Genomic DNA, 21177 nt, shown 5'->3' on the forward strand with positions numbered 1-21177 from the left:
GCCTTCCTTAAGAAGGCTTTTTTTAATTTATTGTACAAAATCTAATAAAGCTAGGAAACTTTCTGCTTCTAGTGAAGCACCACCAACAAGAGCACCGTCAACATCTGGACATGCCATGTATGATGCAACATTTTCAGGTTTAACTGAACCACCATATTGAACACGTACTTTGTCAGCAACGTCTTGACCAAAATCAGCAGCTATAACATCACGAACAGCTTTACACATGTTTTGTGCATCATCTTGAGTAGCAGATTTACCAGTACCAATAGCCCAGATTGGTTCATAAGCAATTACTAAAGAAGAAACTTGTTCTGCAGTTAAATCTTTTAATGCAGCTGAAACTTGTGCACCAACAAATTCTACTGCTTTACCAGCTTCGTAAGTTTCAAGTGATTCACCACAACAAATGATTGGTAGCAAACCATTTGCAAAAATTGCTTTTGCTTTTTTATTGATATCTTCATCAGTTTCATGGAAGTAATCACGACGTTCTGAGTGACCAATTACAATGTAATCAGCTCCCATTTCTGCAATGACTTTGGGACTATTTTCACCAGTAAAAGCACCTGAATTTTCAAAATAAGAATTTTGAGCAGCTACTTTCAATTCTGAACCTTTAGCAACTTCTAATACACTTGATAAAGTCAATGCAGGAGCTGCAATACCAGCTTCAACAAGATCTGATGATGGTAATTTAGATGCTACAGCTTCGATAAATGCTTTAGCTTCTTCTGGGTTTTTGTTCATTTTCCAGTTACCAGCGATAAATGGTTTACGTGACATTTCACATACCTCTTCTTCTATATATTTTACTACTCCATTTTACCATAAAAGACATTATTATTAAAGAAATTGGTAATAATTTACTATATTTTTCACAAAGATAGCAATTTTTTTCAGAAAATAAAAAAGAGTCTCGAATGAGACTCTTAACTATTTGTTGTCTGACAAATAACTGTTAATTCTGGGAACTTAATAAAAATTAAGCTTCAATTTCTGAAACGATACCTGAACCAACAGTACGTCCACCTTCACGAATTGAGAAAGTAGTACCTTGTTCAACGGCGATTGGGTGAATCAATTCAACATCGATTGTTACGTTATCACCAGGCATAACCATTTCTGTACCTGCTGGAAGTTCGATTGAACCTGTTACGTCAGTTGTACGGAAATAGAATTGTGGACGATAGTTGTTGAAGAATGGAGTATGACGTCCACCTTCTTCTTTAGAAAGGATGTAAACTTCACCTTTGAATTTAGTATGTGGATGAATTGAACCTGGTTTAGCAAGAACTTGTCCACGTTCGATTTCGTCACGTTGGATACCACGTAAAAGCACACCAACGTTATCACCAGCAAGACCTTCATCAAGTTGTTTACGGAACATTTCTACACCAGTAACAACAGCTTTCTTGATGTCTTCTTTGATACCAACGATTTCAACTTCGTCATTGACTTTAACAGTACCACGGTCGATACGTCCTGAAGCAACAGTACCACGTCCAGTGATTGAGAATACGTCTTCGACTGGAAGAAGTAAAGGTTTATCAGTATCACGTTCTGGTTCTGGAATATAGTCATCAACAACATTCATCAATTCCATGATGATGTCTTCGTATTTTGAATCACCTTCAAGAGCTTTAAGAGCTGAACCTTGGATAACTGGTAGATCATCACCTGGGAAATCGTATTCTGAAAGAAGGTCACGAATTTCCATTTCAACTAATTCTAACAATTCTTCATCATCAACAAGGTCAACTTTGTTCATGAAAACGATAAGGTTTTTAACACCAACTTGACGTGAAAGAAGGATATGTTCACGAGTTTGTGGCATTGGTCCGTCAGTTGAAGCAACTACAAGGATAGCTCCGTCCATTTGAGCGGCACCAGTGATCATATTTTTAACGTAGTCCGCGTGTCCTGGAGCGTCGATGTGAGCATAGTGACGTTTTTCAGTTTCGTACTCAACGTGTGCAGTGTTGATTGTGATTCCGCGTTCGCGCTCTTCTGGAGCAGCATCGATAGAAGCATAATCTTTTGGTTGGTTAACTGCAGTTGGTAAGCGACGTGCTAAAACAGTTGTAATTGCAGCTGTTAAAGTAGTTTTACCATGGTCAACGTGTCCGATTGTACCAATGTTAACGTGTGGTTTACTACGATCGTATTTTTCTTTTGCCATTTTGGGAAAAGCCTCCAATAAAATATATTTTATAGATAGACGGTAGGCAATACAGTCTAACTTTACCTTACTATTATAGCAAATTATAGCGAAATTGCAAGTATTTTATGCTTTTTATATGGATTTTAACGTGTTAATTGATGATAAGGTTGAATATCGACACTAGTTCCAATATTTGAGGCATAAATCCATGATTTGCCTGTTAAAGTTGAGAAGTTTTCTGATTTACCTGTTAAAATAACACCTGAAAATTTAGCTGTTTTTAACGATTGATTTGCTTTTAAAAATTCTTTAGCGTCACTTGATAGATTAAACGATGAACTTGTCATTTTTGTCGTATCTGTTCCATACTCACTCTTCAAATAGTTTTTGTCTAAGGCAGATTTTAAATTTTCTCTGAATAATGTTAAATCATACTGACTCATCTTCTTACTATCTTGTAGTGAAATACCTAACTGATTATCAGGTGTTAAACCTGATAAATCATAATGACTTTTCGAACCAATCCAGTACCAATTAATTAACAAATTATTGGGAACCATTTTTGAAATTTGATCAACCGTATAGGGTTTATCAAAAGTAACAGCTACTTCTACTGCTTTACCTGACATTTTTGAGAGTAATGAAATATCGTTTGTCTTTTTCTTATTATTAGGATTCTTTTGGTTGACATTTGGATTGTAAAAGACAGGAGATTTGATATTGGTTGATTGGGTGTACTCAGATTTGTCATTGTCACCAGTCTTAAGCCAAACATTTGTATCTGTTAAATCCGATTTTGTCAGAGAATAATTAGCTTCCATCTTTTCGTAGGGTACTGAAATACCATCTATATTTTTAAAACGATCTGCTTTAAACTGTCCAGTAAAAATGGATAATGGTTGAAACGTCCAATTACTTGACGTGATATTGGGATATGCAATTTCAGACATTAATAAATAATGACTTTTAACCTTATTGCCATTCTCACTCGTCATATAGCTCATTGCTTTTACTAACAAACCTATGATAACAATTGAAACTAGACTACTGATAATAATCGTCTTAACTAAACTTCTTCTTTTACTTTTCTTTGCAATTTCTTCAAAATTAGTTGAAATCTTCATAAATGTAAGCTTCCTTTTCAAGTTCTCGTTTTAATTTTTTTCGTGCTCTCATTAAATCAACTTTTACTTTACTTGTTGAATAGTGGAGTATTGTACTGATCTCTTTTACAGAGAAATTTTGGAAATAATAGAGATCTAAAACCATTTGATCATGTTTTTTGAGACTTTCTATTGCTTTATAAACTGGAGTATAGTAATTAAAATCAAATTTATTTGGTGTCTTATCATTAAAAAAATGGTTTTGTAGTATATCCTGATATTTTTGTTGTCTTCTATAATGATCAATATATTGTCTTACAGCAGTTCGATACATCCAAGCTCTTATCTTATTTAAGGGTAAAATCAGATCACTTTCTAACATTTTTAAAAGCACGTCTTGACTGACATCATCAGCCTCTTCTTTAAAAGCACCCGATTTTTGAAGATAAAAACTGATTTCTCTTGCATAGACAACAAGTTCTTTTTCATAATCATCAAGTTTTATGTCTCTCACCTCCCCCTTTCATAAATAAAACGAATGACTTTTGATTTGGTTACAAAAAAATCTCCATTTTGGAGATTTTATTGAAATTGATTAATATTAATTACATTTGTATCATTTGAATAAGATTCAGAAAAATAATTATCATCTTGTTCTACTTCCCTTAGAATCTCTTCACGTTTCTCATTAGCATCAATATTTAATACAAATCCTATAGCTACCGACAAGACTAGCAAACTATTACCACCCTGTGATAAAAAAGGAAATGTGACACCGGTTGAAGGAATCAGTCCTGATATACCTCCAATATTGACAAATATTTGCATCAAAATCATGCCACCAACTCCCAGAGCCATCATAGCGTTAAATGGATCTTTAGCTTTTATTCCCACATGTAAAATTCTTAATATCAAAAAGAATACTAGAGCTAAGATTAATGCTGCCCCAATTAAACCAAGTTCTTCGATTACAATAGAAAAAACAAAGTCTGTTTGTGCTTCAGGTAGATAGCCTCTTTTTTCAATTGAATTACCTAGTCCCAGTCCAAACCAACCACCATTACTCATAGCATAGTATGAATTAGCTAGTTGGTGACCCGCACCAGATAAGTCATGAAATGGATTAAAGAAAGCACTAAACCGTTTAGCAACATAACCAAACAATGGCACCTTAGCCATCTTATCAACACCAACAATGGCGGTTAAGCCAATAAAGAAAGCCGAAACACTAACAATAACTGTTAATATGGCTGAAAACCAACGGTAACCTATCCCACTAACTGAATACATTAATAATAATGTTAAAACAATAATAGCTGCATTTCCTAAATCTGGTTGTGCTGCAACTAATAAAATCATAAAGAGAGAATAAAATCGCCAGTCCTTTAAGTCAGAAGTCGATCTTGGGATCCACTTATTTTTTGTCAGAGCTTGATAATCGTATTTTTGGATGTCTGTCTGCCTACGCTGAAAAGTTAATGCTAAAAACCAAACCATTAAAACTTTTAAGTATTCTGCAGGTTGAAAACTGATTGGGCCTAAAACAATCCAGCCATGAGCACCATTTACTTCTTTAGTGAAGAAACGTGCTATAAAAAGAAGGATTACTTCTACCAATAATGCAACAGTAAGTACTTTTGAATTTTTTAGGAAGTTTAACTTTAATTTGTAAATAAAGGTAATAGCAATCAAACTAACTAGCCAAAACATTCCTTGGTTAATTACTGACCTAAAAGGATTTAAGTGGTATTGAATTAAGGTTGCACTCGTTGTAGAGTATACAATTATTAGTCCAATGACCGATAAAATTAAATAAGGCAACAATATCGAGTAATTAAGCAAATGCCTTTTATCAATCTTCATAGTTTCTCCAATTCAGAAATAATCATCTAGCATTATATCATCTTTCAAGTCTAATAAAAAGAAAAAGAGAGAAGAAAACGACTTCTCTCTAAATCAATTAACCAGAATTTCTTAGTCCAGTAGCAACACCATTAATGGTAGTATGAATGATTTTTTCTTCTGTTTCAGATAATTTGCCATCTCGAAGTCGTTTAATCAGTTCAATTTGAATGTAATTTAACACGTCAAAATAAGGGAGACGGTACTCCAAACTATGTTTAAGTGTTGGACTATCTTCTAAGAGATCATCATGTTGTTCAATTTGTAATATCATTTTTTTAGTTAGTTGCCACTCAGTTTCAATAATATCAAAAACGTTTCTGACTTCCGAATTTTTTGCTAATTTTGAATATTGTTTTGCAATATTCATATTTGATTTTGATAAGACCATGTCCACATTTGATAATAATGAATGGAAAAATGGCCATTTCTGATACATCTGTTGTAATTTAGCAAGATTTTGGGAATCTTGATCTATATAATCTTTGAATGCTGACCCAACACCATACCAACCAGGAAACATGATACGATTTTGTGACCAAGAAAAGACCCATGGGATAGCTCTCAAGCCAGTAATCTCTGTAATGGTTTTACGAGCTGCTGGTCTTGAACCAATGTTTAAACTTGAAACTTCTTTAATTGGACTAGCTTCAAAGAAATAATCATAAAAATTGGGATTATCAAAAACGAGTTGTCGATAAACAAGATTACTTTTAGCGACAATTCCGTCCATAACGTCACGGAAATGATCAATATCATCTGGATTAGTAATCATTCGTGTGACCATTCTATCAACCGTTGCAGATATTAACATTTCAAGATTATAGTAAGCAGCATCCTTGTTACCATATTTATTTTCAATGATTTCGCCCTGCTCCGTTAATCTGATTTTATCCTTTATTGAACCAAATGGTTGTGACGTGATTGCTTCATAAGATGGACCTCCACCACGGCCAACTGTACCACCACGACCATGGAAGAATGTAATTTTAATGCCAAATTCTTGTCCAATTTCAGTTAATTCATTTTGAGCTTTATAGAGCGTCCAGCCTGAAGATAAATAACCTCCATCTTTATTTGAATCTGAATAACCAAGCATAATTTCTTGATAATTATTATTGGATGATATCCATCTTTTAACAACATCATACTGTAAATATTCTCGCATGATTGTTGAAGCATTCTCTAAATCTTCAATGGTTTCAAATAGTGGTACTATTTGAATTCTTGCTTTTTCTTTATCAATCAACCCAACTTCTTTTAACATAATTGCAAGTTCAAACATATCTGAAACACTTTCAGTATGAGAAATAATATGTTGCTTGATAACATCCTCGCCAAGTCTGTCTTTTAAGTCACGCGCAACTTGATAAATAGCAAGTTCTTTTTTCAAAAGGTCTGATTTAGGATAATTCGTAGAGGATAGTGTTCTAGGATCTTCAGTAATTTCTTTTATAAGGACAGCACATTTCTCAGACTCTGAGAGACTACTATAATTTGAAACAATATTGGCAGAGGCTAACAATTCATGAACACAAGCTTCTTGTATACTTGAATCTTGTCTCATATCAATTGTTGCTAAGTAAAAACCAAATAAACGAACTGCTTGAATTAGTTCTTCAAGCTCACTACTCACCATGGCTTGATTACCATTTTCTAACAGCGAGTCTTTAATCATTGTTAAATCATTTAATAAGGCTTCAGCTGTTTGATAATAGTGACTATTTTGAGCATCGAACTCTGAAGTCTCTTTAAATGAACTAATAGTTAGTTCAAGCTTTTCTTGAATTAAATGAAAGGCTTTACGATAGGGTTCATTTTCACGATAAATTGATTTGTCATTTGAAGCATCTGCTAATGCTAAAACTGCTTCACTTACCGTTGTTTGTGTTGTTGATAAAGAGAATGTACGATAAAGTTTTGATACTTTTGCAATGTAGTAACGAAGAATAACTTCACTTTGAACTGTTGCAGATAAAGCAAGTGTTGCAGAAGTGACATAAGGATTACCGTCTCTATCACCACCAATCCACATTCCCATCTGGATTGGTTTTGGATTGTCTAGAGAAATTCCTTTCTCAGTTGCTAATGCTTTATATTGACTTGTTAATTTAGAGATAGCTGGAATTAGAGAAGTTGGATAGTAAGCCATAACATTAGTAATCTCATTTTTGACTTTCAATTTTTTCTCTCTAATAATATCAGTCTGCATGATGATTTCAATGAGACGACGTAAATCTTCAGTCCATTTCTTTCTACTAATCACACCTGACTTAACATCACGATACTGACGCAACAACTGGTGGATATTACTGGTTAACTCTAAAACCGTCTTACGTTGTACTTGAGTAGGGTGAGCTGTTAAAACAGGAACTACGGTAACATTTTCTAAAATTTCTTTGGGATTTTCTTTTTCAGAAACTAAGTCTATGGTCAAATCCAATTTACCCAAATAATCTTGGCCCATATTATTTTGGTAATTAACTTCATAGGCTAAATCAACATCTTCAGAAATATTAATTAGTAAAGGTAAAATTGAAAAGTAACGAGACATAACATCCATCTCTTTTGTTGTCAAATTTGAGATAGCCATTTCTAATTTGTCATACTCTTGAGATGTTGATAAGGCTACAATATCTTCAATTTGTTTAAACGTTTCGTTACCAATGAGTTGTTTAGTTGTCTCATCCAATAAACCTTTTAAGAGTTTCACTTCTTCAGCGACAATCTGTAAGTGATTACTACTTTCTAACTTCTTAAGACTCAATTTACATTCTCCTTTTGCAAGTTGTCCCTTTTATCATACCACTTTTCATTTGAAAATAAAGTTAATTTCAAGCTTTTCTTTTTTCTATGAGAAAGATTCTCCACATTTTATTTCATTTCTTTTTATCACTTATAACTGATTTTTGGTATACTTAACAAGATAAGTATTTTATTTAAGGAGATGGTTATGAAACTAAAGAAACGTTCTGAATTCCCAGAAACAGAATTATGGGATTTAACAGCTCTATACAAAGACCGTAATGATTTTTTACTAGCCATTGAAAAGGCTCTTGAAGACGTCAACAGTTTCAAAAGAAACTATAAAAATCATTTAAACACAAAAAAAGATTTTGAGATGGCCTTATTTGAAATTGAGCAAATCTATATTCAAATAAGTCATATTGAAACTTATTCATTTATGCCACAAACAACTGATTTCTCAAGTGATGAATTTGCTCAAATCGCTAAAGCTGGTGATGACTTTGTTACAAAAGCATCCGTTGAATTAAGTTTTTTTGATACTGCTTTGGCAAATGCGGATACCGACATTTTGGATGCCTTAGAGAAAAACGACTATTTCAAAGCAATAATCCGGCAAGCTAAAATTCAAAAGGCACATTTATTAACCCCTGAAGTTGAGGAAACTATTACAAACTTTAGAGAAATTCTAAATGCGCCGTATGACATTTATACAAAAATGAGAGCTGGCGACTTTGAAATGGAAAATTTTACTGTTAATGGCAAACAATATGAAAATAGTTTTGTGAGTTATGAAAACTTCTATCAAAACCATGAAGATGCTGACGTTCGTGAAAAAGCTTTCCGCTCTTTTTCAAAAGGCCTAAGAAAACATCAGAATACTGCTGCTGCAGCTTATCTGTCAAAAGTAAAATCTGAAAAGTTAATCGCCGATATGAAGGGTTATGCTTCAGTTTTTGACTATCTCTTAGCTGAACAAGAAGTTGATAAAAGCATGTTTGATAGACAAATTGACCTTATAATGACAAAATTTGGACCTGTTGCTCAAAAATTTGTAAAACATGTTGCACAAGTAAATGGCCTTGAGAAAATGACATTTGCAGATTGGAAACTAGATATTGATAACGAACTCAATCCCGAAGTCACTATTGATGATGCCTATAAGCTTGTTATGGATTCCTTAAAACCTTTAGGTCAAGAATACCTAACTGAAATAGAACGTTATCAAACAGAACGTTGGGTTGACTTTGCAGCTAATGAAAACAAAGATTCTGGTGGCTATGCTGCAGATCCTTACAAAGTTCATCCTTATGTCCTTATGAGTTGGACTGGTAGAATGTCAGATGTTTATACGCTAATTCATGAAATTGGTCATTCAGGGCAATTTATTTTTTCTGACAATGCTCAGAGTTACTTTAATACACACATGTCTACTTATTATGTCGAAGCTCCTTCAACTTTTAATGAACTGATGTTAAGTGACTATCTGGAAAATCAATTTGATCAACCACGTCAAAAACGTTTTGCTTTAGCTCACCGTTTGACTGATACTTATTTCCATAATTTTATAACACATCTCCTAGAAGCTGCTTTCCAACGAAAAGTTTACAATCTTATTGAAGATGGTGGAACTTTTGGGGCAGAGCAATTAAATCACATTATGAAGGATGTGTTAACCGAATTCTGGGGTGATGCCATTGAAATTGATGATGATGCAGCTTTAACTTGGATGAGACAGTCTCATTATTACATGGGATTATACAGCTATACTTATTCTGCTGGACTAGTCATTTCTACTACAGGTTATCTCCATTTGAAATCTCATCCCAATGGTGCAAAAGATTGGTTAGCTTTCTTAAAATCTGGAGGCAGTCGCACTCCTATTGAAACAGCAAAATTAATTGGTGCAGATATTTCAACAGATAAACCTATACTGGATACTATTGATTTTCTTGATAAAACAGTTGAACAAATCATAACTTATACAAACGAGATTAATTAAAAAGCAACCTAATGGTTGCTTTTTTTAGTCTAAACTTGCGAAATAATGTATGGGTTTTTGATCATTAAACAAGAAAGCATCTGAACTTACTGTTCTTAACTGCTTTTGTCCGGACTGCCAAAACAAGAAGAGTAATCCCACAGTAATCAAGGTTGAAACAAGATAAGTTATTAAGTTTAATCCCATATTAAAACCGATTTTTTGACTTAATATATAGGCTACTACTGCATAGAGCATAAATGAAGCAGGTATCAGAGTAACAAAATAGTTTCGACGTTTTAGAACTAAATACCTTGTCGCTACTAAAAGACCTATAACGGCTGTCACTTGATTTGCCCAGTTAAAATAACGCCATAAGAGGTTGAAATCAACATGCGTCAAAACAAAGGATATAACATAAAGTGGTATAGTAACTGCAAAGATTTTCGGTAACGTATCTTGTTTAACATGAATATAATCTGCAACAATCGTTCTGAGGCTTCGGAAGGCAGATAAACCTGAAGAAACTGGTAAAACAATCACACCTATAATAGCAATAGTTCCTAATGTACCGCCAAGAAGCATTACCATCACTTGATTCACAACAGCTGATGGTGTCCCTGAGGCAATCATTTGATTTAAGGTTTGACCTTTAAATAAACTCATTGATGCAGCTGCCCAAATCATAGCAATAACACCTTCAGCAATCATCATACCATAGAAAGTAAAGCGACCTTCACGCTCATTTACAGTTGTTCTTGAAACCATAGGCGCTTGAGTGGCATGAAATCCAGAAATAGCACCACAAGAAATGGTAAAGAATAATGCTGGGAAAATATGTAATCCTGTTGGATGCATATTCCTAAAAGTAGATACTGTCAAATTAGGCATATCAAATCCACCCGTTACTAATCGAAATCCTACCGCTGCAGTACTAATCATTAAAATAACACAAAATGCTGGATATACTTTTCCTAAGGCTTTATCAATAGGTAAAACTGTAGAAATTAAATAATAAACAAAGATAATGGCAATAATCCAAGGAAGTGCTAGAAATCCTTTTGGTAAGATACTTAAAATCAAATTTGCTGGTGTTACTACAAATACAGTAGCAACTAATAACAACAGAAGCATTGAAAAAATATTAATGACATGTTTCATGGATTTGCCTAAGTAGCGACTTGCTAGTTCAGGAAGATAAGCACCGTTATTACGAAGTGAAATCATACCAATCATATAATCATGAACTGCACCTGCAAAAATACAACCAAAGATAATCCATAAATAAGCTACCGGTCCATATAATGCACCCATGATTGGTCCAAAAATAGGACCAGTACCCGCTATGTTTAGCAATTCAATCATTGCGTTTTTCCATTTTGGCATTGGAACAAAATCATAGCCATCTTTTAAGACCTCTGCAGGTGTCTGCCTGTTAGCATCTATTTGAAAATTTTTCTCTATGTATTTGCCATAAGTAAAATAGCCAAGAACTAACAAAAAAATACCACCTAAAAATGTTACCATAACTGACCTCCTAAAATTTCTCACGCGTAATAAAACGCTTTCATTAATAATATTTTAGCAAGTTTTCAATGATAACATTTTTATTATTTATGAATTAACTATTTTGAAGGGCGAAATAGCTATGATCTGATTTAAATAACTAAAACAATTAAAAATCAAGTTTAGATTTTAACATTTTGACATGAGAACGACTAACTGGAATTGCTTGATGGTTTGACATATGAAGTCGAAGAGTCTGATTAAACCATGGTTCAATTGTTTTAATTTCTCTAATATTTATGATATATGAGCGATGAACTTTTAAAAATTGATCCTTTGGAAGTTTTGATAACCACTTTTGAAGTGTTTGGTCTGAATAAAATGATGTTTTTGGAGTGTATAAAATCGTCTTACCTTGCATAGCCTCAATAGAGATAATTTCTTGCTTTTTAACCATTACCACTTTTTCGTCATAACAGACAGAGAAAACTTGTCTTGATTCCTGATGAGACTTACTTTTTTGGATGTGATTCGTGACTTTTTCTAAAGACTTGCACAAACGGTCATAATCATAAGGTTTCAAAAGATAATCTTGTGCATTTTGTTCAAATGCTTCCAATGCATATTGGTCATAAGCTGTTGCAAATATAATTTTTGGGGGCTTTTTCATTTGATTCATTATCTTAGCTAATGTCATACCAGACTCTTTACCTAAATGAATGTCAATAAAAACAAGGTCATACTGCTCTTGTAACAAACATGACTGAGCCTCTCTGATATTACTAGCTTCATTGATTTGATTTTTGGAAGAAAATCGTTTTAAAAGAAAAGTTAATTCATTACGTGCTAATGGTTCATCATCAACTATTAGTATGTTCATATCTTCACATCTCCTCCAGTGGTATTTTAACCGTTACTTGGGTTCCTTTTGAGCTAGACTCAAAATGAAGTTTTGCCTTCGTTCCATATAAAAAATGCAATCTTTTATTTAAATTTTCAATTGCTGAGCCATTTCCTTTTGATTTTACTTTTTGTTTTCCAAGAAGCTTTAGCTTATCCTTTGGTATTCCAATACCATTGTCAGTAACTACCAATAATAAATCATTTCTTTTTATACTAATATCAACACAGAGTTTATTGCCATTCTCTTGTTTATCAAAGGCATGTTTATAAGCATTTTCTACCAATATTTGTAAGGTAAATGGCGGAAGGGAAACTTTTTGATTAACAGGAATGTTATTATGCATTTCAAATTGAACATTATCTGGAAATCTTGCATTTTCTAAGGCAAGAAAAGCATTAACTTGTTCAATTTCATTTTCTAAAGGTATGATGTTATTTCTCGTTCCTTGTAAATTTGAACGAATAAATTTGCTAAATTCACCAACTAGATATCTGGCTTTCTCACTATCCATACGTATCAATGCAGAAATGGTGTTTAGAGCATTAAATAAAAAATGAGGATTAACTTGAGCTTGTAATGACTTTAGTTCGGCATCACTTAAAAGTCTTGCTGCTTCTTCAGCTTGTCCTAAGGCTAATTGTGTTGAAAATATATTTCCTAAACCCATTGCCATTTGTTGATCAGCATAAGTCATTTTTTCCTCGTTAGAAAAATACAACTTTAAGGTACCGATGGTTTCTTCATGCCATTTTAGTGGAATAACAATAGCAGATGTTAACGGGCAATTAGGATGATGACATTCTATCTCACTTTTAGTCCTTCCTATAGTTAATTTACCAGTTGCAATGGCTCTTTTTGCCAATTCTGTTAATAATGCTGTGTTTGGTAGATGATGATCAGACCCCATACCTACAAAAGCTAAAATCGTTGTTGTATTGGTTAGACTAACTGCACTGACATTCATATGTTGGTAAATAATTTTAGCCACAGGTTGACATGATTCTATAGATAAACCTTGTCTTAAATAGGGCAATGTAAGATTGGTTAATTCTAACACTTGATGGGTCTGGACTGCTTTTGCTTGATCTTCCAATTTTTTTGTGGCCGTAATAATAGAAATAAAAATTCCTACACCTAATGTATTACTTAGTATCATCGGTAAACTAATAAATGCAACCAATCGCCATGCTTGCTCAAATTTTGGACTCAACAATAAAATGCAGACCATTTGTAGCACTTCCATTAAAAAACCAATCAACATGCCTTGTCTAACAGTAATTTCACCTGATGATTTTCTAAAATAATGACCTGAAATACCTGAGAATAGCCCAATCAGCAATGAAGACACCACATAGATATAGGGTGATAAACCACCTTGTAAATATCTGAAAAATACTGAAATTAAACCTACTACGATCCCAATAAATGGTCCCCCTATAAGTCCAGCCATACCGATTGTTAATACTCTAGTATTTGCAACAGATGATTGATCAGCAATATGGCTTAAAGTTTGATTAACAATAGATAGGTCAGCTTTAATCTCAACACCAGTAAAATTAGAAATAGTTGCAAACACACTAAAGAGACAGAGTAAAATAAATTGGTTTTTTGCTTTTTTGGGATAGTTTAAAGTCTCTTTAATCATAGGAATATGAACAAAACCATAGGATAGGAGAATGATTAAACCCGCTCTTTCCATCATGATTAAAAAAAGTGTCATTTCTTTATCCTTTTACCATTTTTTTATCATTATTATATCATAATAACAAGTGATTTAAAAAATGACAAAAAATAAAAAGGCATATTTATGCCTTTTCATTTATAAACTTTTTGATAAAACGTAATAACATCTCCTGATTTAACTTTGATTTGATTTGCAGCTTTTGGAGCAACTTTACCATTTATGTCAAACATCCAATATTTCTTAGCTACTTGATCTTGTTTTAGACCATCAATTTCTGTGATAAACCCATTATTTTCGACCACTTTATAATGTTTCTTTAGCACTGCCATAACAGTTTGACCTTTTTTGAAAGTTACTTTTTTATCCAAAACAGACTTATCTTTTTTCAAAATGAGTCTCACCTTAGGTCTTGTATTTTGATTACTACTCTTGCTATGAGATGAATGAGAACATGCCGAAAGAAAAAGAAATAGGGACACTATTAACAGTAATTTAATATATTTTTTCATTTTTAAATCTCCTAAAAATTGAAACTAATATGGGATAAAAAAGACCCGTTGACAAAGCATGACCAATATTATAAATAAAACCAGCTAGTACATAAGACCACCAAGGCATACTATAGATGTAAGCAAAGAAGGAATCTATCAACAATCCATAACAAAAGGCTAATAATGCTAAAATAAGAGATTGGAGTAATAACTTAATGACTCTCTCAAACTTAAATTTAGAAAAAAGTGGTACAATAAGTATCTTCCAAATCATTAAGATGATACTAAAAGATAGTATTTGCCAGAAAATCCAAGGACCAAATCCTAATAAAAAAGAACTTGTAAACATTGTAATTGTCATCACTAATATCGCTTCTGATAAACCAAAATATAAAGAAATAACAAAGAATAATGCTGTTATTGGCTGAATATTTGGAAGGCTAGAGAAAGCTATTCGTAGAACGACACATAAAGCCGAAAAAATAGCTATTCTTGTCATCTGTTTTATTGCCATTCGATACCTCACCTAATTGTAATCAATTTATTATGACAAATTCATTTATCAATTGCAAACCTTTTTAAAATAGAAACCCTAATTTTTACTTATCTAATAGAAACATTGATATTGTTTGATATTTTAATGTTATTCTTTTTTCCTAACACTATCTCTTTTACAGTAGTTTTTATCTTCATTTTTGGAAAAAATGAGTCATTTTGTTCAAAAATCCACTAAAAATCAGCTAAAACATAAGAAATTAGTTAGGAAATTTTGATTTTTTTAGTCTTTTAGGTTACAATATGGATAATGAGAAGAAGAATAAAACCCCTAGTGGTTGCCGTTTTTTTTGCATTAATTGCACTCATGCTGATTGTTGGAAAAATACATGCTAATTACTTACAAAAACAAACTTTAAATAAAGCAAGAGCAAGTATTCCTACTACAACAAAGCAGAGTTCAAAAACGACTACTAGTTCCACAGAAAAAAAAGAGTTTGTCCTTAATCCAATCATCGATGTTTCTGGCTGGCAACTACCAAGTGAGATCGATTACGATACCTTATCTAAAAATATTTCCGGTGCAATTGTTCGTGTTTATGGAGGATCACAAATAACTGCACATAATAATGCTGCTTATACTACCGGAATTGATAAATCATTTAAAAAGCATATTAAAGAGTTTCAAAAACGCAATGTTCCTGTTGCTGTTTATAGTTATGCTCTAGGTTCTAACACTTCAGAAATGAAGGCAGAAGCAAAAGCTTTTTACAAAAATGCATCTCCTTATAAACCAACGTTTTATTGGATTGACGTTGAAGAGGCTACAATGAAAAATATGAATAAAGGTGTAAAAGCATTTCGTGATGAGTTGAAAAAACTTGGTGCTAAAAATGTTGGTATTTATATTGGTACTTATTTCATGCAAGAACAAAATATTTCTACTAAAGGATTTGATGCTGTGTGGATTCCAACTTATGGTACAGACTCAGGCTATTATGAAGCTGCCCCTGATACTTCCCTTGATTATGATTTACACCAATATACATCTCAAGGTTACTTAAATGGCTTTTCAAATCCTCTTGATTTAAATCAAATTGCTGTAACAAAGGACAAGCAAAAAACATACAAAAAATTATTTGGTAAACAATAAAAAGTTGATAATTATCAGCTTTTTTATTATCTTGACAAGTAAGTACTTTCATTTTATAATGGAAAAAAATAAATACTCACAAAGGAGTGCTTTGGCTGAGATCGCAGATTTGCGAAATCCTAAGGACCTGATCTCGTTAATACGAGCGTAGGGATTGTGAAAAGTCATTTTGACAAAACACCGTCTCCTTTTGTGTTGTTCATAAGGAGTTTTTTTATGTCACCAAAATCTAACGTTACTTGTTTAATTGAAGCAGCTATTTTTGCTGCGTTAGCTATGGTATTATCTTATATACCAGACTTTGCCAGTTGGTTCACACCTTCATTTGGAGCTATCCCTATTGTTCTTTACGCATTACGACGTGGACTTAAGTATGGATTATTAGCTAGTCTTATTTGGGGATTACTACATTTTATTTTGGGAAAAGTTTATTATCTCAGTTTATCTCAAGTCTTAATTGAATATATTTTAGCTTTTGTATCTATGGGATTAGCTGGTTTATTTGCTAATCAAGTTCAAGCTGCTATCAAACAAAAGAAAATGAAATCAGCTATTTCTTCTGCTTTTCAAGGTGCAACTTTGGCAGTTCTTGTTCGTTATATTTGGCATTATATTGCCGGTGTCATTTTTTGGGGTAGTTATGCACCAAAAGGCATGTCAGCATTTTGGTATTCATTTACTGTAAACGGTACTGCAGGCCTACTAACTTTGATTTTTGTCTTAATCTCTGTCTATATTTTACTTGAAACACAATCAAAATTCTTTATTCCTTCAAAGCGTTAATCTTCTTTTAATAATTGATATAAAGTGGTATAATTAAGTTTGTACCACTTTTTTGTATGTGAGGAATTTATGTCCAAAAAATCGAAACAGAAAAAAACACTTGTCGATCAAATTTTAGATAAAGCTGGCATAGAGCATGACAGTTTATCACTTAATGCCTTAAAAGATGATTTACCTGATCATATTAATAAATCAGATATCTATAAAACATTAGCTTTAATTGGTGATAAAACTGGTCCCATTATTGGAATTGTTCCAATAACTGAACATCTTTCCGAAAAAAAGCTAGCTAAAATATCAAAAAATAAAAAAGTTAGTATGATTCCACAAAAGAATTTACAAAAAACAACAGGTTATGTTCACGGTGCTAACAATCCAGTCGGTATCCGTCAAAAACATTCTTATCCAATTATTATTGACCAATCTGCTCTTGATAAAGGTACAATGATTGTATCAGCTGGAGAAATTGGTCGTTCAATCAAAATTAATAGTCAGTTATTAGCTCAATTTGTTGAAGCATCTTTTGCTGATATTATTGTTTAGGAGTCTTATGAAAATTTTAGGTAATATAATATGGTTTATTTTTTCAGGATTATGGGCTTGGCTTGCCTGGTCCATTATTGGTCTAATCCTTTGTTTTACAGTAATTGGCATACCAGTTGGTATCCAATGCTTTAAAATTGGACAATTTGGATTATTCCCATTTGGAAAAACCATCGAACCAGGTCAAAGTGGGGGTCATCTCATTTTGAACTTAATTTGGATTGTCTTAGTTGGATGGGAACTTGCTCTAATGCATCTTAGTTCAGCTATTCTTCTTTGTGTCACCATTGTTGGAATACCATTTGCCTGGCAATCTGTTAAATTAGCATATGTAAGTATAATCCCATTTGGGGCTAAAATCGTACCAATTTAATAAAGGAGGAAAAAGAAGATTTATGAAACTTTATTTTGTTAGACATGGGAAAACAAAATGGAATCTGGAAGGAAGATTTCAAGGAGCTAATGGTGATTCACCACTCTTAGAAGAAGCTAAAGAAGAATTAAAAGAACTTGGTTATTACCTAAAAGATATTGCCTTTGATGCTGTTTTTTCTAGTGATTTAAAAAGAGCTCAAAACAGTGCAGAGATCCTTATGTCAGAAAATCGTTATCCAAAGGAGATTTCGTGTCATAAAGAACTGAGAGAATGGCAATTAGGAAGATTAGAAGGTGCCAAAATCTCAACAATTTCAGCAATTTATCCACATCAAATGGATGCATTTAGGCATAATTTAGCTAAGTTTGATGCCAGTATGTTTGAAGCTGAAACGATTTACGAAACAACGCATCGTGTACGCCGTTTTATAGAAAGTCTTCAAGGTAAGGACTACGATAAGGTCTTAATTGTTGGACATGGTGCTAATTTGACAGCAGCTATTCAATCACTCCTTAGTTTTGAGCCAGCTTTATTACGTTCTCGAGGTGGACTTGATAATGCCAGTTTAACAGTTCTTGAAACAAATGACTTTAAAGATTTTGATTGTCTAGTCTGGAATGATAAATCTTATTTGGCAGAAGTTGTCAAACAAAAATAAAAAAGCAGATAATCTGCTTTTTTATTTTGCATATTTCATGCGTAGTATTCTTTCTTGTTGTTTATTGAGTCTTAATAAAATAACAACTTTATCGATACTCATATTACTTTCAAGAAGGCGTTCTGCTGCCATCATAAGGCCATTGTTGATTCCCATTTCTAAAACAGGATTTTTCTTGTCATTTAGATCAAATATCACTTTATTATCTGGTAAATCAAAAAGTACTTTGACCGCTCCAAATAATTGTTCAAAACTATCAATGGCTACATCATAGACTGGCTTTGTTCCTGCTTTTAGTGATCTACCACGATGATTAAACCACATGGCATTCCAACCACCATTTTTTGCTCCCATTATATCATTATCATAAGAGTCACCAACGTAGAGAGTTGTTGAGGGATTCATGTCAAACTGTTCCGCAGCTAAGTTGAAAATTTCTTTTTCAGGTTTTTGAAAACCTGTAGCTTGACTGACAATAACTCGTTTTGGTTCAACATAATCATATAAACCAAGTTTTTTGACTTTTTTGAGTTGATGCTCAGTTGGTCCATTGGTGATAATTCCCATCGGTACCTGCTTTGATTTTAGAAAATCTAAGGTCATACGCATTTCATCAAGCATTGTAATGTGTTCTAACTCATACTCATAAATCTCTTGAAATGCTTTACCAGTTTCAAGATTGATTTCAGGATAATCAAATTCTAGGAGTGTTTCTTTGCAACGCCAGAATCTGAAATACTCAGTTGTCCATTCACCAGCCATTACTCTTGGAAAGCCAATATCTGAATAATGACGAAAGCGAATATAAGCTTTATTGATATGGTTCATATCAAAATCTGGAAAGCATTTTTCCATAGCTTTTCGATATGGTGCTTGTTGGTCATAGATAGTATCGTCAACATCAAAGACAATTGAAGTAATCATGATTAAATTTTATTCCCCTTTTCAAACTATCTGCTATTATACTATTTTTAAAAAACCTTTTCAATTTTTTCAAAATCTCTTTTAGACTTTAAGCCCAAGCTTACGCCTTTTTCCAAAGAAAATAGGATGAATTATCTATTTTTTTATGTTACAATAAAAAAGAATACTTATTGGAGGAAATCATGTCGAACGAACATATCGAAGAATTAAATGATCAACAGATTGTCCGTCGTGAAAAAATGACGGCTTTGGCAGAACAAGGAATCGACCCATTTGGTAAGCGTTTTGAACGTAGTGCTAATTCTGCCCAATTAAAAGAACAATATGCCGATAAATCAAAAGAAGACTTGCACGATTTAAATGAAACAGCTATTATTGCAGGTCGATTAATGACTAAACGTGGTAAAGGAAAAGTTGGCTTTGCACATATCCAAGACCGTGAAGGTCAAATCCAAATTTATGTCCGTCAAGACACTGTTGGGGAAGAAAATTACGGCATTTTTAAAAAAGCAGACCTTGGTGACTTTTTAGGTGTTGAGGGTGAAGTGATGCGTACGGATATGGGAGAATTATCGATTAAAGCAACAAAAATCACTCATTTATCTAAAGCACTTCGTCCACTTCCAGAGAAATTTCACGGTTTGAACGACATTGAAACTATTTACCGCAAACGTCATCTTGACTTGATTGCTAATCGGGAAAGCTTTGATCGTTTTGTAATGCGTTCAAAAATCATTTCAGAAATTCGTCGTTATTTAGATGGTCTAGGTTTCTTAGAAGTTGAAACACCTGTTCTTCATAATGAAGCTGGTGGTGCTGCAGCAAGACCATTTGTAACACATCACAACGCTCAAAATATTGACATGGTTCTTCGTATTGCGACTGAATTGCATTTAAAACGTTTGATTGTTGGTGGTATGGAACGTGTTTATGAAATCGGTCGTATCTTCCGGAACGAAGGTATGGATGCAACACATAACCCAGAGTTCACATCTATTGAAGTATATCAAGCTTATGCTGATTATCAAGATATCATGAATTTAACTGAAGGCATTATTCAACATGCTGCTAAAGCTGTTAAAGGAGATGATTCCGTACTTTATCAAGATACTGAAATCAAAATCAATCAACCATTTAAACGAGTTCACATCGTTGATGCTATCAAAGAAGTTACAGGTGTTGATTTCTGGCCAGAAATGACTTTTGAAGAGGCTGTTCAATTAGCAGAAGATAAAAAGGTCCCTCTTGAAAAACATTTTACCAGTGTTGGTCACATTATCAATGCTTTCTTCGAAGAGTTTGTTGAAGAAACACTTGTTCAACCAACTTTTGTCTATGGACATCCTGTAGAAGTTTCACCACTAGCTAAGAAGAATCCAGAAGACCCTCGTTTTACTGATAGATTTGAACTCTTTATCATGACTAAGGAATATGCTAATGCCTTCACAGAGTTAAATGATCCTATTGACCAACTATCTCGCTTTGAAGCACAAGCTAAGGCTAAAGAATTAGGTGATGATGAAGCAACTGGTATTGATTACGATTATGTGGAAGCACTTGAATATGGTATGCCACCAACTGGCGGATTAGGTATTGGCATTGATCGTCTCTGCATGCTCCTAACTGATTCAACTACTATTCGTGATGTACTTTTATTCCCTACAATGAAATAAAATGTTTCAGAAACGCTGTTATATCAACATTTCTAAAGGGTGAATGGCACAACTTACCAAAAATTTACCACAAGAATACAAACAGTTATAAG

The 21177-nt window shown here is 33.2% G+C and carries 19 protein-coding genes and 1 riboswitch; of the genes, 7 read left to right on the forward strand and 12 right to left on the reverse strand.

The genetic code is table 11. From position 1 onward, the window contains the following. Positions 1 to 27: 27 nt before the first annotated feature. From tpiA to ppc, 6 genes are all read right to left on the reverse strand, one after another. Complete coding sequence (tpiA, locus tag STRUR_RS07085) at positions 28 to 786, reverse strand: triose-phosphate isomerase (protein WP_006740304.1); 759 nt, start codon at positions 784 to 786, stop codon at positions 28 to 30. A gap of 199 nt (positions 787 to 985) precedes the next feature. Then, positions 986 to 2182, reverse strand: coding sequence for an elongation factor Tu (gene tuf / locus STRUR_RS07090; RefSeq protein WP_006739206.1), 1197 nt, complete (start codon positions 2180 to 2182; stop codon positions 986 to 988). 125 nt (positions 2183 to 2307) lie between these two features. Continuing rightward, entirely contained in the window at positions 2308 to 3288 is a 981-nt protein-coding gene (locus STRUR_RS07095) for an anti sigma factor C-terminal domain-containing protein (protein ID WP_006738733.1), read from the reverse strand. Beyond that, positions 3272 to 3781: an RNA polymerase sigma factor gene (locus STRUR_RS07100; protein ID WP_006740393.1), complete on the reverse strand. Its 510-nt coding sequence runs from the start codon at positions 3779 to 3781 to the stop codon at positions 3272 to 3274. Before STRUR_RS07100 ends, STRUR_RS07095 begins: the two co-directional genes overlap by 17 nt. 68 nt (positions 3782 to 3849) lie before the next feature. Continuing rightward, positions 3850 to 5130: a cell division peptidoglycan polymerase FtsW gene (ftsW, locus tag STRUR_RS07105; protein ID WP_006740059.1), complete on the reverse strand. Its 1281-nt coding sequence runs from the start codon at positions 5128 to 5130 to the stop codon at positions 3850 to 3852. A gap of 97 nt (positions 5131 to 5227) precedes the next feature. Beyond that, entirely contained in the window at positions 5228 to 7882 is a 2655-nt protein-coding gene (gene ppc, locus STRUR_RS07110; protein WP_406874640.1) for a phosphoenolpyruvate carboxylase, read from the reverse strand. 240 nt (positions 7883 to 8122) lie between these two features. Between ppc and pepF the strand changes: the two genes are divergently transcribed. Continuing rightward, entirely contained in the window at positions 8123 to 9916 is a 1794-nt protein-coding gene (pepF, locus tag STRUR_RS07115; protein ID WP_006738559.1) for an oligoendopeptidase F, read from the forward strand. Between the two features lie 24 nt (positions 9917 to 9940). Here pepF and STRUR_RS07120 read toward each other — a convergent pair whose 3' ends face one another. The 5 genes from STRUR_RS07120 to STRUR_RS07140 all read right to left on the reverse strand — a co-directional run bounded on the left by STRUR_RS07120 (position 9941) and on the right by STRUR_RS07140 (position 14994). Further along, positions 9941 to 11422, reverse strand: coding sequence for a carbon starvation CstA family protein (locus tag STRUR_RS07120; protein ID WP_006740258.1), 1482 nt, complete (start codon positions 11420 to 11422; stop codon positions 9941 to 9943). A gap of 148 nt (positions 11423 to 11570) precedes the next feature. Continuing rightward, positions 11571 to 12281 carry a LytR/AlgR family response regulator transcription factor gene (locus STRUR_RS07125; RefSeq protein ID WP_006739792.1) on the reverse strand — a complete coding sequence of 237 codons (711 nt, stop codon included), beginning with the start codon at positions 12279 to 12281 and terminating at the stop codon, positions 11571 to 11573. A gap of 4 nt (positions 12282 to 12285) precedes the next feature. Next, positions 12286 to 14025 carry a sensor histidine kinase gene (locus STRUR_RS07130; protein ID WP_006738496.1) on the reverse strand — a complete coding sequence of 580 codons (1740 nt, stop codon included), beginning with the start codon at positions 14023 to 14025 and terminating at the stop codon, positions 12286 to 12288. Positions 14026 to 14120: 95 nt separating this feature from the next. Continuing rightward, the gene (locus tag STRUR_RS07135) at positions 14121 to 14498 is read right to left on the reverse strand and encodes a DUF4430 domain-containing protein (RefSeq protein WP_006740573.1); all 378 of its coding nucleotides are present in this window, start codon (positions 14496 to 14498) and stop codon (positions 14121 to 14123) included. Next, positions 14482 to 14994, reverse strand: coding sequence for an ECF transporter S component (locus STRUR_RS07140; protein WP_006739980.1), 513 nt, complete (start codon positions 14992 to 14994; stop codon positions 14482 to 14484). The genes STRUR_RS07135 and STRUR_RS07140 overlap by 17 nt, the downstream gene beginning before the upstream one ends. 291 nt (positions 14995 to 15285) lie before the next feature. Here STRUR_RS07140 and STRUR_RS07145 point away from each other — a divergent pair, with 291 nt between their 5' ends. The 5 genes from STRUR_RS07145 to STRUR_RS07165 all read left to right on the forward strand — a co-directional run bounded on the left by STRUR_RS07145 (position 15286) and on the right by STRUR_RS07165 (position 18488). Further along, positions 15286 to 16128 carry a glycoside hydrolase family 25 protein gene (locus tag STRUR_RS07145; RefSeq protein ID WP_006740574.1) on the forward strand — a complete coding sequence of 281 codons (843 nt, stop codon included), beginning with the start codon at positions 15286 to 15288 and terminating at the stop codon, positions 16126 to 16128. A 72-nt stretch (positions 16129 to 16200) separates the two neighbouring features. After that, a riboswitch (TPP riboswitch) is annotated at positions 16201 to 16299 on the forward strand. A 45-nt stretch (positions 16300 to 16344) separates the two neighbouring features. Further along, positions 16345 to 16911, forward strand: coding sequence for an energy-coupled thiamine transporter ThiT (gene thiT / locus STRUR_RS07150; protein WP_006739636.1), 567 nt, complete (start codon positions 16345 to 16347; stop codon positions 16909 to 16911). A gap of 69 nt (positions 16912 to 16980) precedes the next feature. Next, a complete protein-coding gene (locus STRUR_RS07155) occupies positions 16981 to 17454 on the forward strand; it encodes an aminoacyl-tRNA deacylase (RefSeq protein ID WP_006738734.1) in 474 nt (157 codons plus the stop codon). Positions 17455 to 17461: 7 nt separating this feature from the next. Further along, a complete protein-coding gene (locus STRUR_RS07160) occupies positions 17462 to 17827 on the forward strand; it encodes a YccF domain-containing protein (protein ID WP_006738488.1) in 366 nt (121 codons plus the stop codon). Between the two features lie 22 nt (positions 17828 to 17849). After that, positions 17850 to 18488 (forward strand): histidine phosphatase family protein, encoded by a 639-nt coding sequence (locus tag STRUR_RS07165; RefSeq protein WP_006738929.1) that lies wholly within the window; start codon positions 17850 to 17852, stop codon positions 18486 to 18488. A 21-nt stretch (positions 18489 to 18509) separates the two neighbouring features. Here the strand turns inward: STRUR_RS07165 and STRUR_RS07170 are convergent, their stop codons facing one another. After that, complete coding sequence (locus STRUR_RS07170) at positions 18510 to 19412, reverse strand: HAD family hydrolase (RefSeq protein WP_006740464.1); 903 nt, start codon at positions 19410 to 19412, stop codon at positions 18510 to 18512. 182 nt (positions 19413 to 19594) lie between these two features. Between STRUR_RS07170 and lysS the strand changes: the two genes are divergently transcribed. Next, positions 19595 to 21085: a lysine--tRNA ligase gene (gene lysS, locus STRUR_RS07175; protein ID WP_006738806.1), complete on the forward strand. Its 1491-nt coding sequence runs from the start codon at positions 19595 to 19597 to the stop codon at positions 21083 to 21085. The last annotated feature ends 92 nt before the right edge of the window (positions 21086 to 21177 follow it).

Origin of the sequence: Streptococcus urinalis 2285-97 (assembly GCF_000188055.2) — a bacterium.
Classification (GTDB): Bacteria; Bacillota; Bacilli; order Lactobacillales; family Streptococcaceae; genus Streptococcus; species Streptococcus urinalis.

Coding starts and splice junctions, on each gene's coding strand:
- pepF (WP_006738559.1), top strand. CDS start 8,123: ATGAAACTAAAGAAACGTTCTGAATTCCCAGAAACAGAATTATGGGAT.
- STRUR_RS07165 (WP_006738929.1), top strand. CDS start 17,850: ATGAAACTTTATTTTGTTAGACATGGGAAAACAAAATGGAATCTGGAA.
- STRUR_RS07160 (WP_006738488.1), top strand. CDS start 17,462: ATGAAAATTTTAGGTAATATAATATGGTTTATTTTTTCAGGATTATGG.
- STRUR_RS07095 (WP_006738733.1), bottom strand. CDS start 3,288: ATGAAGATTTCAACTAATTTTGAAGAAATTGCAAAGAAAAGTAAAAGA.
- STRUR_RS07120 (WP_006740258.1), bottom strand. CDS start 11,422: ATGGTAACATTTTTAGGTGGTATTTTTTTGTTAGTTCTTGGCTATTTT.
- STRUR_RS07155 (WP_006738734.1), top strand. CDS start 16,981: ATGTCCAAAAAATCGAAACAGAAAAAAACACTTGTCGATCAAATTTTA.
- tuf (WP_006739206.1), bottom strand. CDS start 2,182: ATGGCAAAAGAAAAATACGATCGTAGTAAACCACACGTTAACATTGGT.
- STRUR_RS07140 (WP_006739980.1), bottom strand. CDS start 14,994: ATGGCAATAAAACAGATGACAAGAATAGCTATTTTTTCGGCTTTATGT.
- thiT (WP_006739636.1), top strand. CDS start 16,345: ATGTCACCAAAATCTAACGTTACTTGTTTAATTGAAGCAGCTATTTTT.
- STRUR_RS07145 (WP_006740574.1), top strand. CDS start 15,286: ATGAGAAGAAGAATAAAACCCCTAGTGGTTGCCGTTTTTTTTGCATTA.
- STRUR_RS07135 (WP_006740573.1), bottom strand. CDS start 14,498: ATGAAAAAATATATTAAATTACTGTTAATAGTGTCCCTATTTCTTTTT.
- STRUR_RS07125 (WP_006739792.1), bottom strand. CDS start 12,281: ATGAACATACTAATAGTTGATGATGAACCATTAGCACGTAATGAATTA.
- tpiA (WP_006740304.1), bottom strand. CDS start 786: ATGTCACGTAAACCATTTATCGCTGGTAACTGGAAAATGAACAAAAAC.
- ftsW (WP_006740059.1), bottom strand. CDS start 5,130: ATGAAGATTGATAAAAGGCATTTGCTTAATTACTCGATATTGTTGCCT.
- STRUR_RS07170 (WP_006740464.1), bottom strand. CDS start 19,412: ATGATTACTTCAATTGTCTTTGATGTTGACGATACTATCTATGACCAA.
- STRUR_RS07130 (WP_006738496.1), bottom strand. CDS start 14,025: ATGACACTTTTTTTAATCATGATGGAAAGAGCGGGTTTAATCATTCTC.
- lysS (WP_006738806.1), top strand. CDS start 19,595: ATGTCGAACGAACATATCGAAGAATTAAATGATCAACAGATTGTCCGT.